We start from the raw sequence: 22,509 nt of genomic DNA, 5'->3' as shown, positions 1-22,509 counted from the left end.
CACACGCCAATGTCCCCGAAGTTGTCGATGACTTTGCAAAAAATGTCCCACTGCATGCTGTGATTCATGAAAGGATTGTCCACAATACGGCCAACCCGTTCCATGGATGTCATGACCCAAGCCCACGAATTCGATCCCCAGCTGCTCAGCGAAGTGGCTGCGCTGCCGGCGCTGCCCGGCGTTTACCGCTATTTTGATGCGCAGGGCGGCGTGCTTTATGTCGGCAAGGCGCGCAACCTGAAAAAACGCGTGACCAGCTATTTCCAGAAAAACCACGGCGGCACGCGCATTGGCCACATGGTGACCAAGATCGTCCGCATGGAAACGACAGTGGTGCGCTCCGAGGCCGAAGCGCTGCTGCTGGAAAACAACCTGATCAAGACCCTTAACCCGAAATACAACATTTTGTTTCGGGACGACAAGAGCTATCCTTATCTGAAGCTGACTGGTTCGCAGGCCGCAAAGGAGGGCGAATCGCCGTCGGGCGCGGCTTTTTCGCGCATTGCCTATTACCGGGGCGCGATCGAAAAAAAGCACCGCTACTTCGGTCCTTACCCCAGCGCCTGGGCGGTGAAAGACACTATCTTGCTGCTGCAAAAAGTCTTCAAGCTGCGCACCTGCGAAGACACGGTGTTCAACAACCGCACCCGGCCTTGTTTGCTGTACCAGATCAAGCGCTGCTCGGCGCCCTGCGTGGGCCATGTGTCGCCCGAACAGTACGCGCTGGACACGTCGAACGCGGTCCGGTTTTTGCAGGGCCAGACCCAGGAAATCCTGACCGATCTGGAGCAAAAAATGCTGGCGCACGCCGACAAGCTGGAGTTTGAGCAGGCCGCCGAGTTGCGCAACCAGATGTCGTCGCTGTCCAAGGTGCTGCACCAGCAGTCGATGGAGCTTGGCGGCAAAAACGGCGATGTGGATGTGGACATTCTGGCGGTGAAGGTGCAGGGCGGCAAAGCCTGCGTCAACCTGGCCATGGTGCGCGGCGGCCGCCACCTGGGGGACCGGCCTTATTTCCCGACGCATGTGGAAAACGCCACTGACGCCGCCGTGCTGGATGCCGAACTGGATGCGCCAGTCAGCCTGGTGAAGGAGAAGTCGCTGGAGGCGCTGGTGCTGGAAGCCTTTATCGCGCAGCATTACATCGATGTGCCCGTGCCGCCGACGCTGGTGTGCAGCGAGCCCATTGACAAAGATCTGATGGCAGCCCTGGCCGAGCAGGTGGGCAGCAAGATCACGGCGGTGCACCAGCCGCGCGAGCAGCGCCGCATCTGGCTGGAGATGGCCCAGAAGAATGCAGGTCTGCAGCTGGCCCGCTTGTTGGCCGAGCAGGGCTCGCAGCAGGCGCGCACCCGTGCGCTGGCCGAAGCGCTGGACCTGCCGCTGGACAACCTGGAAGCCTTGCGCATCGAGTGTTTTGATATCTCGCACACGGCTGGCGAGTCGACGCAGGCGTCGTGCGTGGTGTTCAAAGAGCACAAGATGCAAAACAGCGAATACCGCCGCTACAACATCGACGGCATCACGCCGGGGGACGACTACGCGGCGATGCGCCAGGTGTTGACGCGCCGCTACACCAAGCTGGCCGAAGCCGCGCGCAACGGCGATGCCACGCTGCCAGACCTGGTGCTGGTCGATGGTGGCAAGGGCCAGGTGTCGATGGCCAGGCAGGTGTTTGCCGAGCTGGGGCTTGACCTGGGCCTGATTGCCGGCGTGGAAAAAGGCGAGGGCCGCAAGGTGGGTCTGGAAGAATTGGTGTTTGCCGACGGGCGCGACAAGGTCTACCTGGGGCGCGATTCGGCGGCGCTGATGCTGATTGCGCAAATCCGGGACGAGGCGCACCGTTTTGCCATCACCGGCATGCGCGCCAAGCGGGCCCAGGTGCGGGTGGGCGGCAGCAAGCTTGAAGACATTCCCGGCATTGGCCCCAAGCGGCGCGCCAGCTTGTTGCAGCGTTTTGGCGGTGTTCGCGGCATCGCGTCCGCCAGCGCCGAAGACATCGCCACGGTGGACGGCATTTCAAAAGACCTGGCCGAAGAAATCTACCGCGCGCTCCATTGAGGCGGCGAGCAGGCCAGGCCAGACGTTTTTGCGCAACGAAGCGCCCCATTTTGGCCCGTGCTGGTCGCCCTGTGCCCAAGGTGCTCGTGGCCCATGCCAAAATCGGGACATGTTCCTGACCATTCCCACCTTGATGACCTGGACCCGCATCGTTGCGATTCCGCTGATCGTGGGGGTTTTTTATCTAGACCTTCCGCCGGGCGAGCGCAATCTGATTGCCACCGTGATGTTTGTTGTCTTTGCGGCAACTGATTGGCTTGACGGTTTTCTGGCGCGCAGGCTGAACCAGACCTCTTCGTTTGGTGCCTTCCTGGACCCGGTCGCCGACAAGATTCTGGTGTGCGCGTCCCTGCTGGTGCTGGTGCATCTGCAGCGCGCCGATGTGTTTGTGGCGCTCATCATCATCGGCCGCGAAATAGCGATTTCGGCACTGCGCGAGTGGATGGCGCAGATTGGTGCCTCCCGAAGCGTTGCGGTGCATATGGTCGGCAAGGTCAAGACCACGGTGCAGATGATTGCGATCCCCTTCCTGTTGTATGACGGCATGCTGTTTGGCGTGATCAATACCCCTGTCTGGGGCAACTGGCTGATCTGGATTTCTGCCATCCTGACGGTTTGGTCGATGGCGTACTACCTGAAAAAAGCCATTCCTGAAATCCGCGCCCGGGCTAAATGAGCCGATTTTGAGCAGCGTGTTTTCCTCTCCGGCCGTGATTCGGGCCATGCCTGCCGTGTTCGTGCTGATCTGGAGCACCGGCTTCATCGTGGCTAAATTCGGCTTGCCTTTTGCGCCGCCGCTGACTTTCCTGGCGATGCGCTATGCCTTGTCCATCTTTTGTTTCCTGATCTGGATCCGGTTCAGCCGCGCCCGCTGGCCGCAGGGCCGCCAGCAGTGGCTGCACCTGGCCGTGACGGGTGTGCTGATGCATGCGGGCTACCTGGGCGGCGTCTGGGTGGCCGTCAAGGGCGGCATGGGCTCGGGCCTGGCGGCGCTGGTGGTGGGCCTGCAGCCGGTACTGACGGCGCTTTGGGTCTCATGGGCGGGCCTCTCCGGGGATGCGGCGACGGAGCACAAGGTGTCGCCCCGGCAGTGGATGGGTCTGGTCCTGGGGCTGGGCGGCCTGCTGTTGGTGGTTGCCCGCAAATTCGGCACCGGCAGCGAAGTGACGCTGCTGACGCTGGGCTGCACCGTGTTTGCGCTGCTGAGCATCACGGTGGGCACGCTGTACCAGAAGCGGTTTGTGCAGCCTGCGGATGTGCGCAGCGCCAATGCCATTCAGCTGGGCGCCGCCTTGCTGGTGACCTTGCCGTTGGTGTTTCTGGAAACTGAAGCGATTGTCTGGAATCCGTCGTTCATGGGCGCCATGGCGTGGTCAGTCCTTGCGCTCACGCTGGGCGGCAGTTCGCTGCTTTACCTGCTGATTCAGCGCGGTGCGGCCACGGCCGTCACCAGCCTGCTCTACCTGGTGCCGCCCACTACCGCCCTGATGGCGTGGGTGCTGTTTGGCGAGCCCATTACCACCATCACGCTGCTGGGCACCGCCCTCACGGCGCTGGGCGTGAGCCTGGTGGTGCGGCCCGCCAGGCCGAAGGCCGCCTAGTTTCCCAGGGTGCGCCCTGGAACTGTTCGATCAAAAAGTCGATGAGCAAGCGGATGCGCCGGGGCGCGTCCGGGCGCAAGGGTGCGAGCCAGTGAATGTCGGCTTCCAGCATGGCGTGGTGCGGCAATACGCGCACCAGCTCCCCGCTCGCCAGCTGCGGGGCAATGTCCCAGAGACTGCGCAGCATGATGCCGCGGCCGGCCAGGCACCAGTCCCGCACCAACTCGCCAGAGTTGCTGGACAGCGGCCCGCGCACCCGCACCCGTTCGGGTGCAGCGTGCTGCGCCTGGTGCAAGGTCCAGACATCGAAGCGCTGATCCTGGGCGTTGCCGTTTTCCCGCACGATCAGGCAGGCGTGGCGCTGTAAATCCTGCAGGCTGGACGGTGCGCCGTGCTGCGCGAGGTAGCGGCTGGAGGCCACCAGGACGCGTTGGTTCGGTGCCAGCCGGCGCGACACCCATTGCCCCGCCTGCCGATTCGCGACCGACCAGAGCCAGATGGCGCCGTCATAGGCTTGCAGCGAGAGATCGGGCAGCTGCTCGGTCAGTTGCAGCTGAATGTCGATTCGCGGGTAGCGTTCCTGAAAGCGGGCCAGGGCTGGCCCCACCCACAAGCGACCGAAGCCGAAAGTGGCCGCCAGCCGTATCAGGCCTGTGGGTTCGGCCTTTCGCTCCTGCAACTCCGCTTCGAGCGCCACAAATCCCTGTAGCAACACCATTGCGCGCTCACACACCGTCTCGCCCTCGGCGGTCGGGCTGACGCGCCGGGTGGTGCGCTGAAACAGCCGCTGCCCCAGCCTGGCCTCCAGGGCTGCCAGCCGCTTGGTCACGACAGGGGGCGCCACATCCAGACTGCGTGCGGCGCCTGCCAGGCTGCCGTGCGTGCGCACCGCCAGTACGAGTTCAAGGTCACTGCGGTCCATTCATTCCTTTGTGGCAATAATTGATTGCTGTATTGTTGCTTGAATAAACTCTGCTGCTGCTACAAAATCTGCCTCAGACGAGGGTGCGACGCAGCACCTGATCTTTTCAAAAAACCGAAATAAAGGAATTGCTTCCCATGAACAAGAACACCGGAAAAAAGAGAATTGCAGTCATCGCAGGCGACGGCATTGGCAAGGAAGTCATGCCCGAAGGCATTCGCGTGCTGGAAGCCGCTGCCGTCAAGTACGGCATTGATCTGCAGTTCGATCATTTCGATTTCTCCAGCTGGGACTATTTTGAAAAGCACGGCAAGATGATGCCCGACGACTGGAAAGACCAGATTGGCGGACATGATGCGATTTACTTTGGCGCGGTTGGCTGGCCCGACAAGATTGCCGACCATGTGTCGCTGTGGGGCTCGCTGCTGCTGTTCAGGCGCGAGTTCGACCAGTACATCAACCTGCGGCCCGCGCGGCTCATGCCCGGCATCATCGCGCCGGTGGTCAGGCGTGACGGCAGCCCGCGTCAGCCTGGCGAGATTGATTTTTACATCGTGCGTGAAAACACCGAAGGTGAGTATTCCAGCATTGGCGGCAAGGCGTTTCCGGGAACCGATCGCGAGTTTGTGTTGCAGGAGTCGGTGTTCACCCGCATCGGCGTGGACCGCGTGCTGAAGTTTGCGTTCGAGCTGGCGCAGACCCGGCCCAAAAAGCACCTGACCAGCGCGACCAAGTCCAATGGGATATCTATTTCCATGCCGTACTGGGACGAGCGGGTAGTCGAGATGGCCAAAAATTATCCAGCCATCCAGCTGGACAAGTTTCACATTGACATTTTGACGGCGCACTTTGTGCAGCGCCCCGACTTCTTTGACGTGGTGGTGGCCAGCAACCTGTTTGGCGACATCCTGAGCGACCTGGGGCCAGCCTGCACCGGAACCATCGGCATTGCACCCAGCGCCAACCTCAACCCGGAACGCAAGTTTCCCTCGCTGTTCGAGCCGGTTCATGGTTCGGCGCCCGACATTGCCGGGCGCAACATTGCCAACCCGATCGGCCAGATCTGGTGCGGTGCCATGATGCTGGAGTTTCTGGGCTTCAAGGACGCCCACGACGGTATTCTTGCTGCCATCGAAAAGGTGCTGCTTCCCGCGAATGGCGCACCACGCACACCGGATCTGGGCGGCAACGCCGGTACCGCAGATGTCGGGAAAGCCATTGCTGCTGCCTTGTGAGAGGGTAGGGGGTATTTTTGTCAAGCGCGAAAATTAGCCGTCTTGCGTCCGCATGCGTCCTGAAAGCCGGGAAAAAGAGACTAGAATTCGCGTCCTCACGCTGTAAAAAATAGCTGCTGTATTGACAGGTTGGAAGTCCATGGCTCTAATCGGAATCGGCAGAAAACCTGCACACGCAACTCCCGCTGGCACAACGATGTCCCCGGGAGATATTTTTTAGAGACAAACAGATTAACTTATCAAATAACGAGGGGCTCCTTGTGAACAAGACTGAACTGATCGAGCACATTGCAAAGAATGCGGATATTTCCAAGGCTGCCGCAACGCGTGCGTTGGAGTCCACCATTGGCGCCGTGAAGGCAACTCTGAAAAAAGGAGGCTCTGTGTCTCTGGTCGGTTTTGGTACATTTGCGGTAGGCAAACGCGCTGCGCGCACGGGTCGTAACCCGCGTACCGGCGATGCGATTAAAATCAAGGCTGCCAAGGTTCCAAAGTTCCGTCCGGGCAAAGCGCTCAAGGACGCTTTGAACTGATACGAAGATTTAAAGTGGGGTGCTTAGCTCAGTTGGTAGAGCAGCGCCCTTACACGGCGTAGGTCGGCGGTTCGAGCCCGTCAGCACCCACCACCCACTTGAAAAAAGGCGAACTATGTTCGCCTTTTTTATTGTTGAGTTCATTCGAGCTGTCACACAGGAAATTCGAGATGTTTGATTTCATTCGCAAGCACACCAAAGTCACCATGGGGCTGCTGTTTTTGCTGATCGTTCCTTCCTTTATATTGTTTGGCCTGGATGGCTACAACCGCTCCGGTGGAAATGGCGCTGCGGTTGCCAAGGTCGATGGCAAGGAAATAGGCCAGTCGGAGTGGGACCGGGCACACCAGATCGAAGTGGACCGCTTGCGCACCTCCATGCCCTCGCTGGACGTCAAGCTGCTGGATTCGCCCGAGGCGCGTTACGCCACCCTGGAGCGCCTGGTGCGTGACCGCGTGGTTGCCGCTGCAGCGAACAAGTTCAAGCTCGCCACCAGTGACCAGCGCCTCGCGCGCGAGTTGCAGGAAAGCCCTGAAATCGCATCCTTGCGCCGACCCGACGGCACACTCGACATGGAGCGCTATCGCCAGCTGTTGGGCAGCCAGGGCCTGAGCCCCGAGATGTTTGAGGCCAACGTGCGTTCCGATCTGTCTAACCGACAAGTGCTGGTCGGAATTGGTGCCAGCGGATTTGCACCAAAAGCGGCCGCAGACCTCGCGCTCAATGCCTACTTCGAAAAGCGGGAAATCCAGGTGGCCCGCTTCAATAGCGCCGATTTCGCGGCCAAGCTGAATCCGACTGATGCCGACCTTGAGCAGTTTTACAAGGCCAATGAAAAGCTCTTTCAGGCGCCTGAGCGGGCAACTATTGAATATGTGTTGCTGGACGTGGACAGCATCAAGAAAAGTATGACGGTCAATGAAGCAGATCTCAAAACCTATTACGAGCAGAATGCCCAGCGACTGAGCGGTGCCGAAGAGCGACGCGCCAGCCATATCCTGATCACATCGCCCAAGACCGCATCTGCTGCTGACCGCGAAAAGGCAAAAGCCAAAGCTGACGAGCTGCTCGCAATGGTCAAAAAATCCCCAGGGACATTTGCCGAGATCGCCGCCAAAAATTCACAAGACCCCGGCTCCGCATCCCAGGGCGGCGACCTTGACTTTTTTGCCCGCGGCGCCATGGTCAAGCCTTTTGAAGATGCTGCCTTCGCGATGAAGATCGGCGACATCAGTGATGTCGTAGAGTCCGACTTTGGTTATCACATCATCAAGTTGACTGACATCAAGGCGCCCAAGCAGCGCAGCTTTGAAGAAATGAGGCCTGAGTTGGAGGCTGATTTGGCAAAGCAACAAGCCCAGAAGAAATATTCTGAGTCGGTTGAAGCTTTTACGAACGGCGTCTATGAGCAGTCGGACAGTCTCAAGCCGGTTGCCGAGCGCCTGAAACTCGATGTCAAGACAGCGACCAATGTGAGTCGCCAGCCTGCGGCGGGCACCACGGGTGTTCTTGCCAACGCCAAATTCCTCAATGTACTGTTCGCGCCCGATGCGATTGAGAAAAAGCGCAACACGGAAGCCATTGAGGTTGCACCCAGCCAACTGGTTTCAGGCCGTATCGTCCAGTATTTCCCGGCGCAGACGCAGCCTTTTGCCGAAGTTAAAGGTGTCGTGCGCCAGCGTTTGCTGGCCCAGCGCGGCGCAGAAGAGGCGCGCAAGGACGGCATTGCGAAATTGGCTGCATGGAGGGCTGCGCCAGCCTCTGCGGCGCTTCCCGCTCCGGTTCAGGTGTCGAGGGAGCAAACGCAAGAGTTGCCGCTTCCAGTGATTGATGCCGCAATGCGTACTGATGCGTCAGCCTTGCCAGCGTTTGCAGGCGTAGATCTGGGCGCCCAGGGATATGCCATCGTGAAGGTTGGCAAGGTGGTACCGCGCGTGCCACCGCCTGAGGCCGTGGCCGAGCAAGAACGCATGCAATACACGCAGCGCTGGACCTCCGCCGAGAGTCTGGCTTATTACAACGGACTGAAGGAACGGTTCAATGCAAAAATCCTGGTTGCCAAGCCCGTTTCTGGCAATGCAAATGCACAAGTAGGCGTGACACAGTAAATTTACGTCTGCTTTGTCGCTATAATATGGAGCTTCGGTGGCTGTAGCTCAGTTGGTAGAGTCCAGGATTGTGATTCCTGTTGTCGTGGGTTCGAGCCCCATCAGCCACCCCAAATAAAGCCTTACGGCACATGCAAAGCCTGCTATTTAGCTGATAGCAGGCTTTTTTGTTGGTGCTGTTAATTGCTTCTTGTAGCCATCAGTACGGGGTTTTGTCCCGTGTAGCCCCCGTCCAAAAGTCCTGCAAGGGCCGAACTGAACACCATAGCGATGCTGGTTAACGCTGTCGAGGCGGCACCTCAACCCCCGGTTTCGTCGTGATGCAGCCATCTTCGAGTCGTCACTGTCTGGCTGTGTGCTCGCAATCGTCCCAGGGAAGAACATCGCATCCACAGTGTGGAACTACCATGACGGACTTGGCCGGTGCAGAAGCCTTGGATGCTCTCGGAGCCGTATTTTTGGGCTTTGCGCTGGGTGGTGTAGCCTCAACATCCGCGCTACCCGTGGCCGCTTCCATATTTGGAATCCAGCGCATGAACGGGGTGAGGTCTGTAACATCGACGATATACCAGAGCTTTTTGGTGGCGTCCCAACGGGCTCCAAGCGCCTTTGCGGCGTCCTTTTCCGAAAACGGCGTGACTAAATTGATTCTCATCCTGCGAATTATCCGTTGTCGCGCAAGGCAAGCGCTCGCTCGCCGCCACCTTTTTATCTATGCGCGCCAGACCCGCAAAGGTGATGAATTTTGAGCAGGAAAAATCATGCCGCATGGGTGAGAAGATGGCACGTATCCATGGCATTCCCTTTGATGGAACCGAAATGAAAACACTAATTTCTGCCGCCATCCTTGTTCTCAGTGGAACATTCGCACATGCTGCCGACAACTCACCGCCAGTGCCGCCCCTGACGGCCATCAGTGCCCTTGATGTCTCACGCTACATGGGTACCTGGTACGAAATTGCCAAATTCCCGGCCTGGTTTCAGAAGAAATGCGTGGCGGACACGCGGGCAGAGTACAGCTTGCTGCCAGGCGGCAAGGTTCAGGTCATCAACCTTTGCAGCCAGGAAAACGGCGAGATGAAAGAGGCCGTCGGTAGCGCTCGGCAGATTGGGGAAAAGACTTCTTCCATGCTGGAAGTCCGATTCGCTCCGGCATGGTTGTCCTTCATACCAGCGATATGGGGAGATTACTGGGTCATCGACCTCGACCCTGACTACCAGCTGGTAGCGGTCAGTGAGCCCAAACGCGAGTACCTGTGGATTTTGTCCAGGACCAGGAAGGTCGACTCTGCTGCGTATGATGCCTTGCTGGGGCGGCTGACTCGCAAGGGGTTTGACCTCCAGCGGCTCGAGAAGACGCCTCACCGGGAGTAATCAACGGGTTGCCATGGGGCGCTATGGCACAGCGCCGCGACGGCGCCAAGCTCATCTGCGACTGAGACCCTGGGAATTTATTGCATCGTTCTCGATGACTATTACTGTCACGCGTTGCACCATGCGATAGGGCTCAGGAGGGCGTCACTACTAATGATGTTCGAGCACTGCTTTCTAATCTGCAATTCCAGGCATTTCTGTTCCATAATTGCTGCGCTGCAACAATTTTACAAAGGCCATTCATGTTTTCCAATTCCCCTTTTGAGTCCATCGCAAAAACCATGAAAGAAAATGCGGAGAAGTTCAACCCTGCTGCCTCCCAGGAAGCTTTCAAGCCCGTGATGGAGCAACTCAAGGCCTGGGGTGACCTGGCACAGAAACAGGCACAAGTTGCGCAAGCTGCCGTTGCTGAAACCGTTGAGTCATTTAAAAGCATCAAGGAGCCGCAAGCTGCTTTTGAAGCCATGAAGGCCTCGGCAGAAAATGGCCTGGCAATGGCAACCAAGAATCTGAAAGACGTCACTGCGCTGGGTTTTGAGCAATTTCACACCAGCTTCGATGCGCTGCAAAAGGCACATCCAGCGCCGGAAGTCTTTGCTAATGTCGGAAAAGGACTGAAATCTGCTGCCTCCACGATGGAGACCGCCATGGAATCAGCAATGAAGACGGGTGCCTCGGCAGTCAAGAAGGCCCGCGGAGGCTGAGCTGAGCGCACCTGGCGCACGGTGACCCGGCCGCTTCGTTGAAAAAATTGTGCAATTTAATTTAACAACGCAAGGCCTTGAGCGGTTTGTAGAAGCCCAAGACCGCGTCTATGCCTCGGTCCTGGAAGAGCTCGCCGATGGGGAAAAGACCAGCCACTGGATGTGGTTCGTCTTTCCTCAACTCAAGGCCCTGGGCCGAAGCACCATCGCCAGGCACTTTGGCATTGAGTCCAGGGACGAGGCGATTGCCTATTGGCAGCACGCAGTCCTTGGCCCACGCCTGAAGGAATGCACGAAGCTGGTGTTGGCCGTCAGCGACAAAACTGCCCACGATATTTTTGACTCCCCTGATGACCTCAAATTCTCGTCATGCATGACGCTTTTCGCGCAGGTCGCCCCGCAAGAGCCTTTGTTCGCCCAGGCGCTGGAACGCTTTTTTGGCGGGATGCCTGACAAAAACACGCTTGAACTGCTGTGAGTCATTGCGCCATACGGTCTCACGCTTGCCGACCTGAGGTTTACGGCGCAAACTTCCATGGCGGCAGACAAGCCATGAAAGTCGTCGCCCCGGAGACGCGCAATAAGACGCGCAAGAAGACGGTCAAAAAACTCCAGGCGTTGTCCACTAACGGGATTGCGTGGCGGTCCACATTAACTTTGAAATCCATGATTCCTAAAAAATTCCTGTGCTCGATTTTTGCCTCAATTGCTGTTTCTTCCCTTTTGATGGGTTGCCAACGCACGGAGCAACTTGCCGAGACTCCGCCGTTCGGTTCATTGGCGCAAATTACGTCCATTTCACCTGATACAACCCAAGTGCTTCGCTCTGGAGAGCAAGTCAAGCTGAAGGTCGATGTCAGCCATGTCCTGACCGCAGAATCAGGAACAATCAAGCTTGTTGTGCTGGCCGCTGACAATTCCGACATTGCTCAAGGCGCACAGACGATAACCAAGGGTACGGGGAAGTCCACTCTGGAAGTGGAGTTCAAGGTTCCTAGCACCACGGTTGTTCGGGTGTTTGCGCCGCTTATTGTTCAGGGCCAGAACTCAACATCGTTAGCCGATGGCCGAACATTCGAGGTGGTTTCCAATTAAGCGCAATTCGGAGATCCCAATCCACCGGACCGGCAAAAAACTGTTCCTTGCGTCACGCGGAGTGAATTGGGTTTCAGTGGCCATCGCCGGGCCGCCGGCGTATTAGTTATTGCCCAGGGGGGCAAGGTCGGAGGTGCGCCAGATCTCGTTGAGCTGCTGAAGTTTTTCTTCGAACACATAGTAGTCAAGTGGCTTGCTCACGTAACTGTTGAGTCCTCCCTTGAATGCAATCACAGCCTGTGACTGCTCACTCGCTGATGTCAGCATGATGACGGGGATAAAGAACGTTCGGGGATCGTCCCGCATGCGTTGCATCACGGCCAAGCCGCTGAGCTTGGGTAGACCCAGGTCGAGCAGGACCAGATAGGGTTGATGGTCGGGGTCGGGGTCGCGGTCGCAGAAAAGACCCTCGCAAAACAGGTAATCGAGGGCTTCCAGCCCATCATGGACCACCACGATCGCGTGCGGCAAACCATGCTGCTGTAGCGTGGTCAGGGTTAATTCGAGGTGGTCGGGGTTGTCCTCCACCACCAGAATCGTTGGTTTGCGCATGGCTGGGCTTCTGTAGTGAAAGGCCAATACACCAGCAAGGTGCGGTGTCGCTGCAGGTGCCTTCCCAGCTAAACCCGCAGCACTGTAAAAATGCGCATATCAGCCGATTTTATTGCTGAAAGTCATTTTCAACGGTAAAAAGCGATGAAGGCGGGTCAGTTCACCATCACCAGTTTTCCCTTCACGCCGCGTGATCCCATATGGGCATATGCGGCCTTGAGTTGGTCCATTGGCATGGTGCGGTCAATGACGGGCTTGATTTTTCCTTGCGCATACCAATTTGCCAGTTCGGTCATCGATAGCGCGCTGGATTCGGGTTCCTGCCTGGCAAAACCACCCCAAAATACCCCGACGATGGAGGCGCCCTTGAGCAGCGTCAGGTTCAGCGGCAAGGACGGGATGGTGCCCGAGGCGAAGCCCACCACCAGATAGCGGCCGCGCCAGGCGATGGAGCGAAAAGCTGGTTCTGCAAGTTCGCCGCCCACGGGGTCATAAATGACGTCGGGGCCTTTGCCGTTGGTCAGGGCTTTGAGGGCTTCCCGCAGGTTTTCGGTGCTGTAGTTAATGGTGGCATCGGCGCCTATGGCGCGGCAGAGCGCGCATTTTTCATCGGTGGATGCGGCGGCGATCACATGGGCGCCCATGGCCTTGGCAATCTGGATGGCGGACGTGCCGACGCCGCCTGCAGCACCCAGGACCAGCACGGTTTCACCCGCCTTGAGCTGCGCCCGGTCCACCAGCGCGTGGTGCGAGGTGGCGTAGATCATGATGAAGGCCGCTGCATCGACGTAGGAAAAGCCTGCTGGCAGCGGCATGCACACCGCTGCGGGTGCAATGGCGTGGGTGGCAAAGCCGCCGGTGCCTGTCAGGCACGCGACGTTCTGGCCGACCTGCAGGTGCTTGACGCCTTCGCCGACAGCCTGGACCACGCCTGCATATTCTGACCCCGGTACAAAGGGCAGAGGCGGCTTCATCTGGTATTTGTTCTGCACGATCAGCAGGTCCGGAAAGTTCAGGCTGGCGGCCTTGATCTCGATCAGCACCTCACCCGCTTTGGGCTGCGGCGTCGGCAACTCTTTCCAGGTCAGGGCGTCTACGCCGGTAGGGTCTTCACAAAGCCAGGCATGCATGAGGTGTCTCCGAAAGTTACGAACAAGGCGGGCCTACCCGGAAAGTACAACCGGGTCCATGTTTGCATCATAGGCAAACCTGCATGCCGTGCTTCCTTGAATGCCGTACAGGCTGTCACCGCTGTGACCGTAAAATCGGACCATGAAAATTCTGATTTGCAACGACGACGGGTATCAGGCCACCGGCATCATGGCCCTTTACGATGCACTCAAAACAGTCGCCGATGTCGAGGTGGTCGCGCCGGAGCAAAACAACAGCGCCAAATCGAACGCGCTGACCCTGCACTCGCCGATGTATGTGCAGACGGCGGCCAACGGCTTTCGCTACATCAACGGTACGCCTGCGGATTGCGTGCATATTGCCCTCACGGGCTTGCTCGGCTACCGCCCGGATCTGGTGGTGTCGGGGATCAACAATGGCGCCAACATGGGCGATGACACGATTTACTCGGGCACTGTCGGGGCGGCCATGGAAGGCTATCTGTTCGGCATTCCAGCCATCGCCTTTTCGCAGACTGAAAAAGGCTGGGGCTATATTGAGGTGGCCGCCCGGCGCGCGCGCGACCTGGTGCAGCAGCTCATGCCTTCGCTTGAGGCCGTGGCCGACGGCGCGCAGCCGTCTCTGGCGCCCTGGCTGCTCAATGTCAACATTCCAAATGTGCCAGACGAGCAGATTCAGGGCTTTAAAGTGGCGCGCCTGGGGCGCCGCCACGCGGCAGAACGCGTGATTACGCAGACCAGCCCGCGCGGCGAAACCATGTACTGGATAGGCGGTGCCGGGTCGGCCAAGGAGGCTGGCGAAGGCACTGATTTTTACGCGACAAGCCAGAAGTTTGTATCCATCACGCCGCTTCATGTCGATTTGACGGACCACGAGCGACTGCCTTACTGGTCGCAAACAGCGGTCAGGCTGGCGCATGCGCAACAGGGAATGCCCGAATGACATCCCCTTTCAAACCGCCTCCCGCTGCGGGTCGTCCGGCGTTTCCGGTTCGCCTGAAGCCGGATATGGGCGTTCCCTCGGCCACCAAGCTGGTCACGGTTAGTCCCCGGCAGACTGGCGCCAAAGGCGTGAATGCGCTAAAAAGGCCGGTTCAGTCTGTGGCGCCCGGCGGGGTTGGCCTTGACTCTCAAGCGGTGCGGGCGCGCATGGTGCACAAGCTGGTGGCGCAGGGCGTGTCGGACGCACAAGTGCTGGCGGCCATGGGCCGGGTAGAGCGTCACCGTTTCGTGGATTCGGCGCTGGCCAACCAGGCCTACGAGGACACCAGCCTGCCGATTGGCTTGGGGCAGACCATTTCCAAGCCCAATGTGGTGGCGCGCATGCTGGAGTTGCTGCGCCTTGGCGCGCCAGGCAAGCTGGGGCGGGTGCTGGAAATTGGCACTGGCTGTGGCTACCAGGCGGCCGTGCTCAGCCATCTGGCGACCGAGGTCTACAGCATCGAGCGATTGCGCGGCCTTCATGACAAGGCCAGGGAAAATTTGCGGACTTTCAGGCTGCCCAATGTCCACCTGTTGTTCGGTGATGGCATGATGGGATTTTCCAGGGGGGCGCCTTATGCGGCGATTATTGCGGCGGCGGGCGGTGAGTCCATTCCGCCGGCTTGGATAGAGCAATTGGCAACAGGTGGCCGTCTGGTCGCACCGATGCAAACCGCCACTGGCGCGCAGGCGCTGGTCGTTATCGACAAAACCGCCCAAGGCATCAGGCAGACGATGCTGGAACCCGTGCACTTTGTGCCTTTAAAATCAGGTACGAGCTGAAGATCAACCCTTATTCCCTATTGGGTCGAGATTGAAGAAGAAAGAATCAATGAATCAAACCGAACGCTCGAACAAGGCGCAGACTGCAGGCACCCCAAGCGTAGTGCATAGCACCCGCCTTGTCCGCAGACTTGCGCTGCCGTGCGCATTGGCCGTGGCAGTGCTTTTGGCTGCGGGCTGTGCCTCGCATTCCAACGGCAATGCACCGGTTGAAGATCGCGGCACGGGCCAGCCGCGCCAGCTTCCCGGCGTTGACGTCAAGCAACTGCCGGGATTTGAGAACGCCGGCAAACCCGGCTACTACGCCGTCAAGCCCGGCGACACCATGATCCGCATCGGACTGGAAAACGGTCAGAACTGGCGCGATATCGTGCGCTGGAACGGCCTTGAAAACCCCAACCTCATTGAGGTGGGACAGGTGCTGCGCGTGATGCCGCCCGTCGTCGAAAGCGCTGTGGCCGTGACGCGCCCCGTGTCCCCGGGGGCGGTAACGGCAGCTGCTTCTGCTGCGCTGGGTCCGGCCAAGCCGGCATCGGCGGCTTTGGGTGCCGCACCTGCGCCGGTTCCCGCACCTGTATCCCCTGCGCCCCCTGCATCCAATGGCGATGAAGATGTCGCATGGATCTGGCCGGTGCAAGGCGCGTTGATCGCGGGATTTGACGAAGCTAAAAACAAGGGGCTCGATATTTCGGGCAAGGCTGGCGATACGGTGATGGCTTCCGCCGATGGCCGCGTGGTGTATGCCGGCGCAGGGCTGCGGGGCTACGGTAACCTGGTCATTCTCAAGCACAACAACACCTTCCTCACGGCCTATGCGCACAATCAGAAGCTGTTTGTCAAAGAAGACCAGACCGTAAGAAAAGGCCAGAAAATTGCAGAAATGGGCAACAGCGATGCTGATCGCGTGAAGCTGCATTTTGAAATACGCCGCCAGGGGAAACCGGTTGATCCGGCCAAGTACCTGCCTGCAAAGTAGGCGACCGGGTATGAAAGAAAAGGAGTCCCGCACTGGCCGGACTCCTTTTTTTATGGGTTTTGCGCTCTGTATTTGACCGGGTTTTGTGCCGCTGGCGGCGTTGTCAGGCAGGCTGGAGCGGCACCTTTTTCGGGCGCTCAAAGAATTGCAGGGACAGCCTGAGACAATAGGGGATGACTGAAGAAATCCACAACCAACCGACCTCTGCTCCTGCCGACTACCCGATCGATTTGCTCGCCGTAGAGTCGCTTGACATTGAAGCCCAGGGTATTGCGCACCGGGCAGACGGTAAAGTCGTGTTCATTGAGGGCGCGTTGCCGTTTGAGCTGGTGACGGCCAATGTTTACCGCAAGAAAAGCGCGTTTGAAAAAGCCACGCTGCTGGTGGTTCACCGCGAATCCTCGCAGCGGGTGCGCCCGGCATGCCCCAACTTTGGCATGCACACCGGTGCCTGCGGCGGCTGCAAGATGCAGCATTTGCATGTGGGGGCGCAGGTGGCGGTCAAGCAGCGTGTGTTGGAAGACAACCTGCGTTACATCGGCAAGGTCAAGGCCGACAACCTGTTGCGGCCCATCGAAGGGCCGGCCTGGGCTTACCGCTACCGTGCGCGCCTGTCGGTGCGCTATGTGCGCAAAAAGGGCGCCGTGCTGGTCGGTTTTCACGAGCGCAAGAGTGGCTATGTCGCCGACATGAGCGAATGCCATGTGTTGCCCAGGCACGTCAGCGACATGCTGCTGCCGCTGCGGGAACTGATTGGCAGCATGGATGCCCGGGAAACCGTGCCGCAGATCGAACTGGCGTGTGGCGACGCGGTGACAGCCATGGTGCTGCGCCACATGGAGCCGCTCAGCGAAGGCGATCTGGCCAGGCTTCGGGCTTTTGCCGCCGCGCATGTGGGCCTGCAATGGTGGCTCCAGTCTGGTGGATTGGAGACCGTCAGGCTGCTGGACGAGGACGTGCCGCAGTTGAGCTATGGCTTGCCGGAGTTCGGCGTGCTCATGCCGTTCAAGCCAACCGATTTCACCCAGGTCAACCCGGAGATCAACCAGGTGCTGGTGTCCCGCGCACTGCGCCTGCTGGATGTGCAGCCGCATGAGCGGGTGATTGACTGGTTTTGCGGCCTCGGTAATTTCACGTTGCCGCTGGCCACGCATGCCCGCGAGGTGCTGGGCATTGAGGGCAGTGAGGTGCTGGTAGCCCGTTCACGCGATAATTTTGAGTTAAATAGAGTGGCTTCCAAGGTCCGGCCGGCGCTGGCTGCTACAACGTTTGTAGCGCGCAATCTTTTTGAGATGACGCCTTCGATGCTGGTCAAGGACGGTGTGGCCGACAAGTGGCTGGTGGACCCGCCGCGTGAAGGGGCGTTTGAGCTGTTCAAGTCCCTGGCCGCGCTGCACCAGCAGATCGTGACCGGCGTGCCCTGCGATGACGCAGGACTGCAGCAAAGCCTGGTGCTGGGTGGCTGGACGCTGCCCAGCCGCATTGTGTATGTGAGCTGCAATCCGGCCACCCTGGCCCGCGATGCGGGTGTGCTGGTGGATGGTGGCGCTTACCGCTGCACGGCAGCCGGCGTCGTCAATATGTTCCCGCACACGGCGCACGTGGAGTCCATGGCGGTGTTCGAGCGGGTGTAGGTACTTTCACCATACTTTCAGCAAGCAACAAAAAAGGGCCCGAAGGCCCTTTTTTGTTGCTTGCTGAAAACCAAGCGGGTTGGGGTTAGTCGCGTTCGCCGCCAAAGATTCCCAGCAGGGCCAGCATCGCCTGGAAAACGTTGAACACGTCCAGGTACAAGGCCAGCGTGGCGCTGATGTAGTTGGTTTCGCCACCGTCCAGAATCCGCTTCAGGTCATATAGCATGTAGGCGCTGAAAATCGCGATCACGGCCACTGAAAGAGCCATCATGCCGGCGGTGGAGCCGACAAAAATATTGATTACGCCGCCCACCATGACCACGATGGCGCCGACAAACAGCCATTTTCCCATGCCGGACAGGTCACGCTTGATCACGCTGGCCAGCGTTGCCATGACGAAAAACACAGCGGCTGTGCCGCCCATGGCCGTCATGATCAGTTCGGCGCCGTTGCTGAAGCCAAGGATCATGCCGATCATGCGGGACAGCATCAGCCCCATGAAGAAGGTAAAGCCCAGCAGCACAGGCACGCCTGACGCCGAGTTTTTGGTCTTTTCAATGGCGTACATGAAGCCGAAAGCGCCGCCCAGAAAAACGACCAGGCCCAAGCCACCGCTCAATGCGGCTGTAATACCCGTGGCCACGCCGACCCAAGCACCCAGCACCGTGGGAAGCAGGCTCAGGGCCAGCAGCCAGTACGTGTTGCGCATCACCTTGTTGCGCTCTTGCAAGGCCGCACCGGCCGAGCCGTAACCAAGGGGTTGAACGTTTTCATTCATGAGCATCATCTCCATAGACCCAGCAAATGCTGATGAATACATTTTACGGGCCATGCTTTCATTTACAAGAGGGAAAGCACATGCACCCCTTATTTTCTGTAAGGGCTCTACAGGGTGTTCGCTTGGCCAGAAGCGCTGAAGCCATGAAAAATTGCGTATGCTTGACGTCTTTACCAAAAAACCTCGAACCGCGGGAACACCATGAAATCAAAAGCAGTACTTGAACTTGTCGACGTCAAAGCCATCGCAGCCGCCGCCGAGGCAGAAGCCTTGAAAAACAAATGGGCTGTCACCATCGCCATCGTTGACGACGGGGGCCATTTGCTGCACCTGCAGCGCCTGGATGGCGCAGCGCCCATTTCCTCGCACATTGCGCCGGCCAAGGCCAACACCGCGGCCATGGGTCAGCGCGAAAGCAAGGTATACGAGGATGTCATCAATGGAGGCCGCACCTCGTTTCTGTCGGCGCCTTACATCCAGGGCATGCTCGAAGGCGGCGTGCCCATCATCAAGGACGGCCAGTGCCTGGGCGCTGTCGGTGTGAGCGGCGTCAAGTCCTCGGAAGATGCGCAGGTCGCGCGCGCCGGCATTGCCGCCATTGGACTGTGATCCAGCCCTCTGACCGGGCGCAGGCCTGACGTAAAAAAGCCGACTTTGACGTCGGTTTTTTTACGGGCAACTTACGGGCAACTGAGGTGCCGTGATTACTTGGTCAGGATCAGTTTGCCCAGGCGCGTGGCCTGCAGGCGGTAGGTCAAGCCCTTGTGGCTGATTTCAACCGTTTTTTGGCCGCGCAAAATGTCGGAGCTGCTGACGCAAGGGGGGCACGCGCCTGGCGACTGGGTATCTTCATTCGCGTTGGAATGCGACGATGAACAGGTGGGATGACGCGCAGTTTGGGATACGGGCAACGCTAGGGGCATGATGGTTTAACCGGTTGATTCTTCGACGCGTTGACGATGGCTGCCAGCATTGGCGGGGGCAGGCTTTTCACGGAAATAGTCAGTTTTTGGGCTCGGTAATAAACCCGATCTTGCGCAGCCCGGCCTGCTGCGCTGCCGCCATGGCTTGGGCCACGCGCTCGTAGCGCACCGCCTTGTCGCCCCGTATGTGCAGGTCGGGTTGCGGTTGTTGCGCGGCAGCGGCCTTCAGTTGCGTCGCCAGTTCGTCATCAGCCACCTGGGTTTCATTCAGAAAGTACTGACCACTGGCATCGACGCTCAGGCGAACCGTTTCCGGCTTGATGTTTTGCACCTCATTGCTGACGCGCGGCAGGTCAATGTTGACGGCGTGCTTCATCACCGGAATCGTGATGATGAAGATGATCAGCAGCACCAGCATGATGTCCACCATGGGCGTCATGTTGATTTCGTTCATCACTTCGTCGTTGTCATCGGCGATATGGTTGGGGGTTCCGAAAGCCATGGGGCAGTCTCCTTCAGGCTTTTTTCATCGGTATGACCTGGGCCGAGCCGAGGCTGTTGACGCGGGCACCGGTCACAAAATAGGCATGCAGGTCGTGGGCAAAGCGGTTGAGCTTGTGCAGAACGCTTTTGTTGCCACGCACCAGCGCGTTATAGCCCAGCACGGCGGGAATCGCCACCGCCAGGCCCAGCGCCGTCATGATCAAGGACTCGCCAATCGGCCCCGCCACTTTGTCAATGGTGGCCTGGCCTGCAGCGCCAATCGCCAGCAGCGCGTGGTAAATCCCCCAGACCGTGCCAAACAGGCCCACAAACGGTGCCGTGGACCCGACCGATGCCAGGATGGCCAGGCCTGATTGCAGCTGGGCGGTGAATTCGTCAAGGGCGTTGCGCAATGCGCGCGTGACCCAGTCGCTCATGTCCAGCGTGTCGCGCAGCTGCGCCTTGGTGTTGCTGTGGTGGGCTGCGGCCTCACGGCCTTCCAGTGCCAGCTGGCGAAGCGGGTTGCCCGGGTCTTCGCCCAGCTTGGTCAGGCCGGCGGCAAAGTCTTCGCTGTGCCAGAAGTCTTCGGCGCTTTTGGCCAGGCGTTTGTACTTGAGCAGATCCAGCGTCTTGATGAGGATGACCATCCACGAGGCCAGCGACATGAGCAGCAGCAGCAGGGCCACCGACTTGGTCACGATGTCGCCCTGGCTCCAGACGTTGGCAAGGCCGAATTGGGAATTCATGAATTCAATACTCCACGGTTTTTTAAAAATTTACTCAAGAACCCAGTTGAAGGGCACGTTGAAAGTCATGGCTTCGGGGACGCCGTTGCGTTTGCCCGGCGTGTAGCGCCAGCGCATGATGGCCTGGTACGCGGCTTGGTCCAGACGTTCGAAGCCGCTGGACTTGACCAGCCGGGCGCTGACGGCGGCGCCGTCAACACCAATCAGGACGCTGTGAACGACCAGACCCTGCTCACCCAGGCGCCGGCTCAAAGCCGGGTAGGGTGGTTTGGGGTTGCGCAGGTAGTCGGCGTCGCTGGAGGGCATCTGGACCACCGCCGGTGCCGGGCGCGCGGCTGGCGTCAGTGGTGCCAATGGCGCGGTGGAGGTTTCAACCACGGCGGCCGTCTGCGCTGGCGGCGTGATCACGCCGGCGGGCGCATTCGGCGACGGCGTGGTGTCTATAACGGCCAGCGGCTGGGGTTGCTGCGCAACGGGTGCTTTGGCGACTGCCTTTTTGGGGGGCGCCAAAACGGGAGGGGGCGGTGCGGGACGGGCGGGCGCTGCCTTGGGGGCCGGCGGATCGACAAATTCCACCAAAATTTCAGCGGGGACCAACAATTCGGCCGCACGCATCAGCATTCCGCTTTGCAAGGCCCAGATGAAACCCGCATGCAAGGCCACCACCACGAACGCAATGACTGCAGTGCGGCTGACAGGCGGTCGCATCAGTTTTTGCATTGGGGCAGCGCTGTTTGAAAAGGAAGGGGCATTCATCAGGAAACGGGTTGAAGGTGAGGTCACAAGGGTGCCACAAGCGTGCGCAAGGCGGTCCGGGCGGTCAACGTTAACGGCGAAAGACCCACCAGGCAGCGCCGGCTACCAGGATCAGGCTGACAGGCAATGCTGCGATCAGAAGGGCAAGGTGTTCCATGGCGGTGTTGTGTGCGTGATGGGCGCCGCGTGAATAAAGTGCCTTTATTTTAAATGCGAATGGATCGCATTTACTGAAATCATCTGGCCTAATTGAAAGAGGATGCAAGTAGTGGATAATTTTTGAGTAAAACACGATAAATCCTATACATATCGGACATTAGAAGCTATCGATAAAGAAGCATTTTTGTGGGAAATATTCCGGCCGACGCCTAACAGGCGGTCTTAAACGTCGGCCCACATCCGCAGCAAGTTGTGATAACAGCCGGTCAGCCTTACTGCTTCGGGGCTTTCGTTCGGCTCGCCTGCCTGGCCTTGATTCGGGTTATGGGGCGCGCGTGCCAGGTCTTTCTGGCGCAGCGAGGTAATGGCCATGTCCATGTCGTACAGCAGCCGGCGCTGCGCATCCGAGCGGACCATGCTTTCGATCCAGAAAAAGCAGGCCAGGCGCTCCCCCCGCGTGACGGGCTCCACGCGGTGCACCGACGTGCCCGGGTACATCACGAGGTCGCCCGCCTCGAACTTGATGCGCTGCTCACCATAGGTATCCTCCACCACCAGCGCACCGCCGTCGTAGCTGGCCGGATCGCTTAAAAACAGCGTGCAGGAAATATCGGTACGCACATGGCGCCCCGTGGCGGCGTGTGTGCGTACCGCGTTGTCGATGTGGTTGCCAAAGTGGTTGCTGGCGCCCCCGTAGCGATTGAACAGCGGCGGATACACCGACTTGGGCAAGGCCCCGGTCACAAACAAGGGGTTGCGGGCCAGGGCCACCGACACGATATGGCGCGCCTGCTGGGCGGCCGGCAGCCCTTCGGGCAGCTGCAGGTTGTTTTTGACGGCGCCGGACTGGCTGCCGGCGGTGATGCGGCCGTCAGTCCAGTCGGCAGCCAGGATCAACTGGCGGACTTGTGCGAGCTCGTCCGCTTGCAGGGCTTGATGAATGCGAAGCAGCATGGGGTCAATTCCAGGTAAGCC

General features: G+C 59.2%; 26 protein-coding genes, 2 tRNA genes and 1 pseudogene. 17 read left to right on the top strand and 12 right to left on the bottom strand.

Going from position 1 to position 22,509, the window contains the following annotated elements; translation table 11 throughout:
- A partial coding sequence (gene earP / locus IV091_RS00835) for an elongation factor P maturation arginine rhamnosyltransferase EarP (protein WP_293464077.1) occupies positions 1 to 56 on the bottom strand: 56 nt, incomplete at its 3' end.
- Between the two features lie 46 nt (positions 57 to 102).
- On the opposite strand from earP, the gene uvrC reads away from it, so the two are divergent.
- The 3 genes from uvrC to IV091_RS00820 all read left to right on the top strand — a co-directional run bounded on the left by uvrC (position 103) and on the right by IV091_RS00820 (position 3,662).
- The gene (gene uvrC, locus IV091_RS00830) at positions 103 to 2,061 is read left to right on the top strand and encodes an excinuclease ABC subunit UvrC (RefSeq protein ID WP_293464075.1); all 1,959 of its coding nucleotides are present in this window, start codon (positions 103 to 105) and stop codon (positions 2,059 to 2,061) included.
- Between the two features lie 109 nt (positions 2,062 to 2,170).
- Entirely contained in the window at positions 2,171 to 2,737 is a 567-nt protein-coding gene (pgsA, locus tag IV091_RS00825; protein WP_293464074.1) for a CDP-diacylglycerol--glycerol-3-phosphate 3-phosphatidyltransferase, read from the top strand.
- A 46-nt stretch (positions 2,738 to 2,783) separates the two neighbouring features.
- Positions 2,784 to 3,662 carry a DMT family transporter gene (locus IV091_RS00820; RefSeq protein ID WP_293464076.1) on the top strand — a complete coding sequence of 293 codons (879 nt, stop codon included), beginning with the start codon at positions 2,784 to 2,786 and terminating at the stop codon, positions 3,660 to 3,662.
- Here IV091_RS00820 and IV091_RS00815 read toward each other — a convergent pair.
- Positions 3,607 to 4,584 (bottom strand): LysR family transcriptional regulator, encoded by a 978-nt coding sequence (locus IV091_RS00815; RefSeq protein ID WP_293464073.1) that lies wholly within the window; start codon positions 4,582 to 4,584, stop codon positions 3,607 to 3,609. The two genes, IV091_RS00820 and IV091_RS00815, sit on opposite strands and share 56 nt — an antisense overlap.
- 137 nt (positions 4,585 to 4,721) lie before the next feature.
- On the opposite strand from IV091_RS00815, the gene IV091_RS00810 reads away from it, so the two are divergent.
- The 5 genes from IV091_RS00810 to IV091_RS00790 all read left to right on the top strand — a co-directional run bounded on the left by IV091_RS00810 (position 4,722) and on the right by IV091_RS00790 (position 8,573).
- Positions 4,722 to 5,819, top strand: a complete 1,098-nt coding sequence (locus IV091_RS00810; protein WP_293464072.1) for a tartrate dehydrogenase — start codon at positions 4,722 to 4,724, stop codon at positions 5,817 to 5,819.
- Positions 5,820 to 6,079: 260 nt separating this feature from the next.
- Entirely contained in the window at positions 6,080 to 6,352 is a 273-nt protein-coding gene (locus IV091_RS00805; protein ID WP_293464071.1) for an HU family DNA-binding protein, read from the top strand.
- A gap of 17 nt (positions 6,353 to 6,369) precedes the next feature.
- Positions 6,370 to 6,445 (top strand) — tRNA-Val (locus IV091_RS00800).
- 77 nt (positions 6,446 to 6,522) lie between these two features.
- Positions 6,523 to 8,460 carry a SurA N-terminal domain-containing protein gene (locus tag IV091_RS00795; protein ID WP_293464070.1) on the top strand — a complete coding sequence of 646 codons (1,938 nt, stop codon included), beginning with the start codon at positions 6,523 to 6,525 and terminating at the stop codon, positions 8,458 to 8,460.
- A 37-nt stretch (positions 8,461 to 8,497) separates the two neighbouring features.
- Positions 8,498 to 8,573, top strand: a tRNA-His gene (locus tag IV091_RS00790).
- Between the two features lie 227 nt (positions 8,574 to 8,800).
- On the opposite strand, the gene IV091_RS18470 is transcribed toward IV091_RS00790, so the two are convergent.
- The gene (locus IV091_RS18470) at positions 8,801 to 9,115 is read right to left on the bottom strand and encodes a DUF5710 domain-containing protein (RefSeq protein WP_366806970.1); all 315 of its coding nucleotides are present in this window, start codon (positions 9,113 to 9,115) and stop codon (positions 8,801 to 8,803) included.
- 83 nt (positions 9,116 to 9,198) lie between these two features.
- On the opposite strand from IV091_RS18470, the gene IV091_RS00780 reads away from it, so the two are divergent.
- The 4 genes from IV091_RS00780 (at position 9,199) to IV091_RS00765 (ending at position 11,633) form a co-directional block, all read left to right on the top strand.
- Complete coding sequence (locus IV091_RS00780) at positions 9,199 to 9,834, top strand: lipocalin family protein (RefSeq protein WP_293464068.1); 636 nt, start codon at positions 9,199 to 9,201, stop codon at positions 9,832 to 9,834.
- 242 nt (positions 9,835 to 10,076) lie between these two features.
- Complete coding sequence (locus IV091_RS00775) at positions 10,077 to 10,538, top strand: hypothetical protein (protein WP_293464067.1); 462 nt, start codon at positions 10,077 to 10,079, stop codon at positions 10,536 to 10,538.
- A gap of 49 nt (positions 10,539 to 10,587) precedes the next feature.
- Positions 10,588 to 11,016 (top strand): DUF1810 domain-containing protein, encoded by a 429-nt coding sequence (locus IV091_RS00770; RefSeq protein ID WP_293464066.1) that lies wholly within the window; start codon positions 10,588 to 10,590, stop codon positions 11,014 to 11,016.
- A 74-nt stretch (positions 11,017 to 11,090) separates the two neighbouring features.
- On the top strand, positions 11,091 to 11,633 hold the full coding sequence (locus tag IV091_RS00765; RefSeq protein ID WP_293464065.1) for a hypothetical protein: 543 nt from the start codon (positions 11,091 to 11,093) through the stop codon (positions 11,631 to 11,633).
- Positions 11,634 to 11,735: 102 nt separating this feature from the next.
- Here IV091_RS00765 and IV091_RS00760 read toward each other — a convergent pair whose 3' ends face one another.
- Positions 11,736 to 12,185: a response regulator gene (locus IV091_RS00760; protein ID WP_293464064.1), complete on the bottom strand. Its 450-nt coding sequence runs from the start codon at positions 12,183 to 12,185 to the stop codon at positions 11,736 to 11,738.
- A 155-nt stretch (positions 12,186 to 12,340) separates the two neighbouring features.
- Positions 12,341 to 13,315 carry an NADPH:quinone oxidoreductase family protein gene (locus IV091_RS00755; protein WP_293464063.1) on the bottom strand — a complete coding sequence of 325 codons (975 nt, stop codon included), beginning with the start codon at positions 13,313 to 13,315 and terminating at the stop codon, positions 12,341 to 12,343.
- 142 nt (positions 13,316 to 13,457) lie between these two features.
- Between IV091_RS00755 and surE the strand changes: the two genes are divergently transcribed.
- The 4 genes from surE (at position 13,458) to rlmD (ending at position 17,689) form a co-directional block, all read left to right on the top strand.
- A complete protein-coding gene (gene surE / locus IV091_RS00750; RefSeq protein ID WP_293464062.1) occupies positions 13,458 to 14,258 on the top strand; it encodes a 5'/3'-nucleotidase SurE in 801 nt (266 codons plus the stop codon).
- Entirely contained in the window at positions 14,255 to 15,079 is an 825-nt protein-coding gene (locus tag IV091_RS00745) for a protein-L-isoaspartate(D-aspartate) O-methyltransferase (RefSeq protein WP_293464060.1), read from the top strand. Before surE ends, IV091_RS00745 begins: the two co-directional genes overlap by 4 nt.
- A 49-nt stretch (positions 15,080 to 15,128) precedes the next feature.
- Positions 15,129 to 16,055, top strand: a complete 927-nt coding sequence (locus IV091_RS00740) for a peptidoglycan DD-metalloendopeptidase family protein (protein ID WP_293464058.1) — start codon at positions 15,129 to 15,131, stop codon at positions 16,053 to 16,055.
- Between the two features lie 173 nt (positions 16,056 to 16,228).
- The gene (gene rlmD / locus IV091_RS00735) at positions 16,229 to 17,689 is read left to right on the top strand and encodes a 23S rRNA (uracil(1939)-C(5))-methyltransferase RlmD (RefSeq protein WP_293464056.1); all 1,461 of its coding nucleotides are present in this window, start codon (positions 16,229 to 16,231) and stop codon (positions 17,687 to 17,689) included.
- Between the two features lie 85 nt (positions 17,690 to 17,774).
- Here the strand turns inward: rlmD and IV091_RS00730 are convergent, their stop codons facing one another.
- Positions 17,775 to 18,467 carry a Bax inhibitor-1/YccA family protein gene (locus tag IV091_RS00730; protein WP_293464054.1) on the bottom strand — a complete coding sequence of 231 codons (693 nt, stop codon included), beginning with the start codon at positions 18,465 to 18,467 and terminating at the stop codon, positions 17,775 to 17,777.
- A 201-nt stretch (positions 18,468 to 18,668) separates the two neighbouring features.
- On the opposite strand from IV091_RS00730, the gene IV091_RS00725 reads away from it, so the two are divergent.
- Positions 18,669 to 19,076 carry a heme-binding protein gene (locus tag IV091_RS00725; protein ID WP_293464052.1) on the top strand — a complete coding sequence of 136 codons (408 nt, stop codon included), beginning with the start codon at positions 18,669 to 18,671 and terminating at the stop codon, positions 19,074 to 19,076.
- A gap of 95 nt (positions 19,077 to 19,171) precedes the next feature.
- Here the strand turns inward: IV091_RS00725 and hemP are convergent.
- The 6 genes and pseudogenes from hemP to IV091_RS00695 all read right to left on the bottom strand — a co-directional run.
- Positions 19,172 to 19,282, bottom strand: a pseudogene (gene hemP, locus IV091_RS00720) (hemin uptake protein HemP); the annotation flags it as partial.
- A gap of 187 nt (positions 19,283 to 19,469) precedes the next feature.
- Positions 19,470 to 19,892, bottom strand: coding sequence for a biopolymer transporter ExbD (locus IV091_RS00715; RefSeq protein ID WP_293464051.1), 423 nt, complete (start codon positions 19,890 to 19,892; stop codon positions 19,470 to 19,472).
- 13 nt (positions 19,893 to 19,905) lie between these two features.
- Positions 19,906 to 20,619 (bottom strand): MotA/TolQ/ExbB proton channel family protein, encoded by a 714-nt coding sequence (locus tag IV091_RS00710; RefSeq protein ID WP_293464049.1) that lies wholly within the window; start codon positions 20,617 to 20,619, stop codon positions 19,906 to 19,908.
- 30 nt (positions 20,620 to 20,649) lie between these two features.
- Entirely contained in the window at positions 20,650 to 21,339 is a 690-nt protein-coding gene (locus tag IV091_RS00705) for an energy transducer TonB (protein WP_293464047.1), read from the bottom strand.
- Positions 21,340 to 21,445: 106 nt separating this feature from the next.
- A complete protein-coding gene (locus IV091_RS00700; protein WP_293464045.1) occupies positions 21,446 to 21,667 on the bottom strand; it encodes a hypothetical protein in 222 nt (73 codons plus the stop codon).
- A gap of 89 nt (positions 21,668 to 21,756) precedes the next feature.
- Complete coding sequence (locus IV091_RS00695) at positions 21,757 to 22,488, bottom strand: Fe2+-dependent dioxygenase (RefSeq protein WP_293464043.1); 732 nt, start codon at positions 22,486 to 22,488, stop codon at positions 21,757 to 21,759.
- Positions 22,489 to 22,509: the final 21 nt, after the last annotated feature.

It is taken from the genome of Polaromonas sp., from assembly GCF_018780625.1.
Lineage (GTDB): Bacteria > Pseudomonadota > Gammaproteobacteria > Burkholderiales > Burkholderiaceae_C > Polaromonas.
The sequence above is the reverse complement of the archived record's forward strand: the minus strand, read 5'-3'. Positions and strand labels throughout refer to the sequence as shown.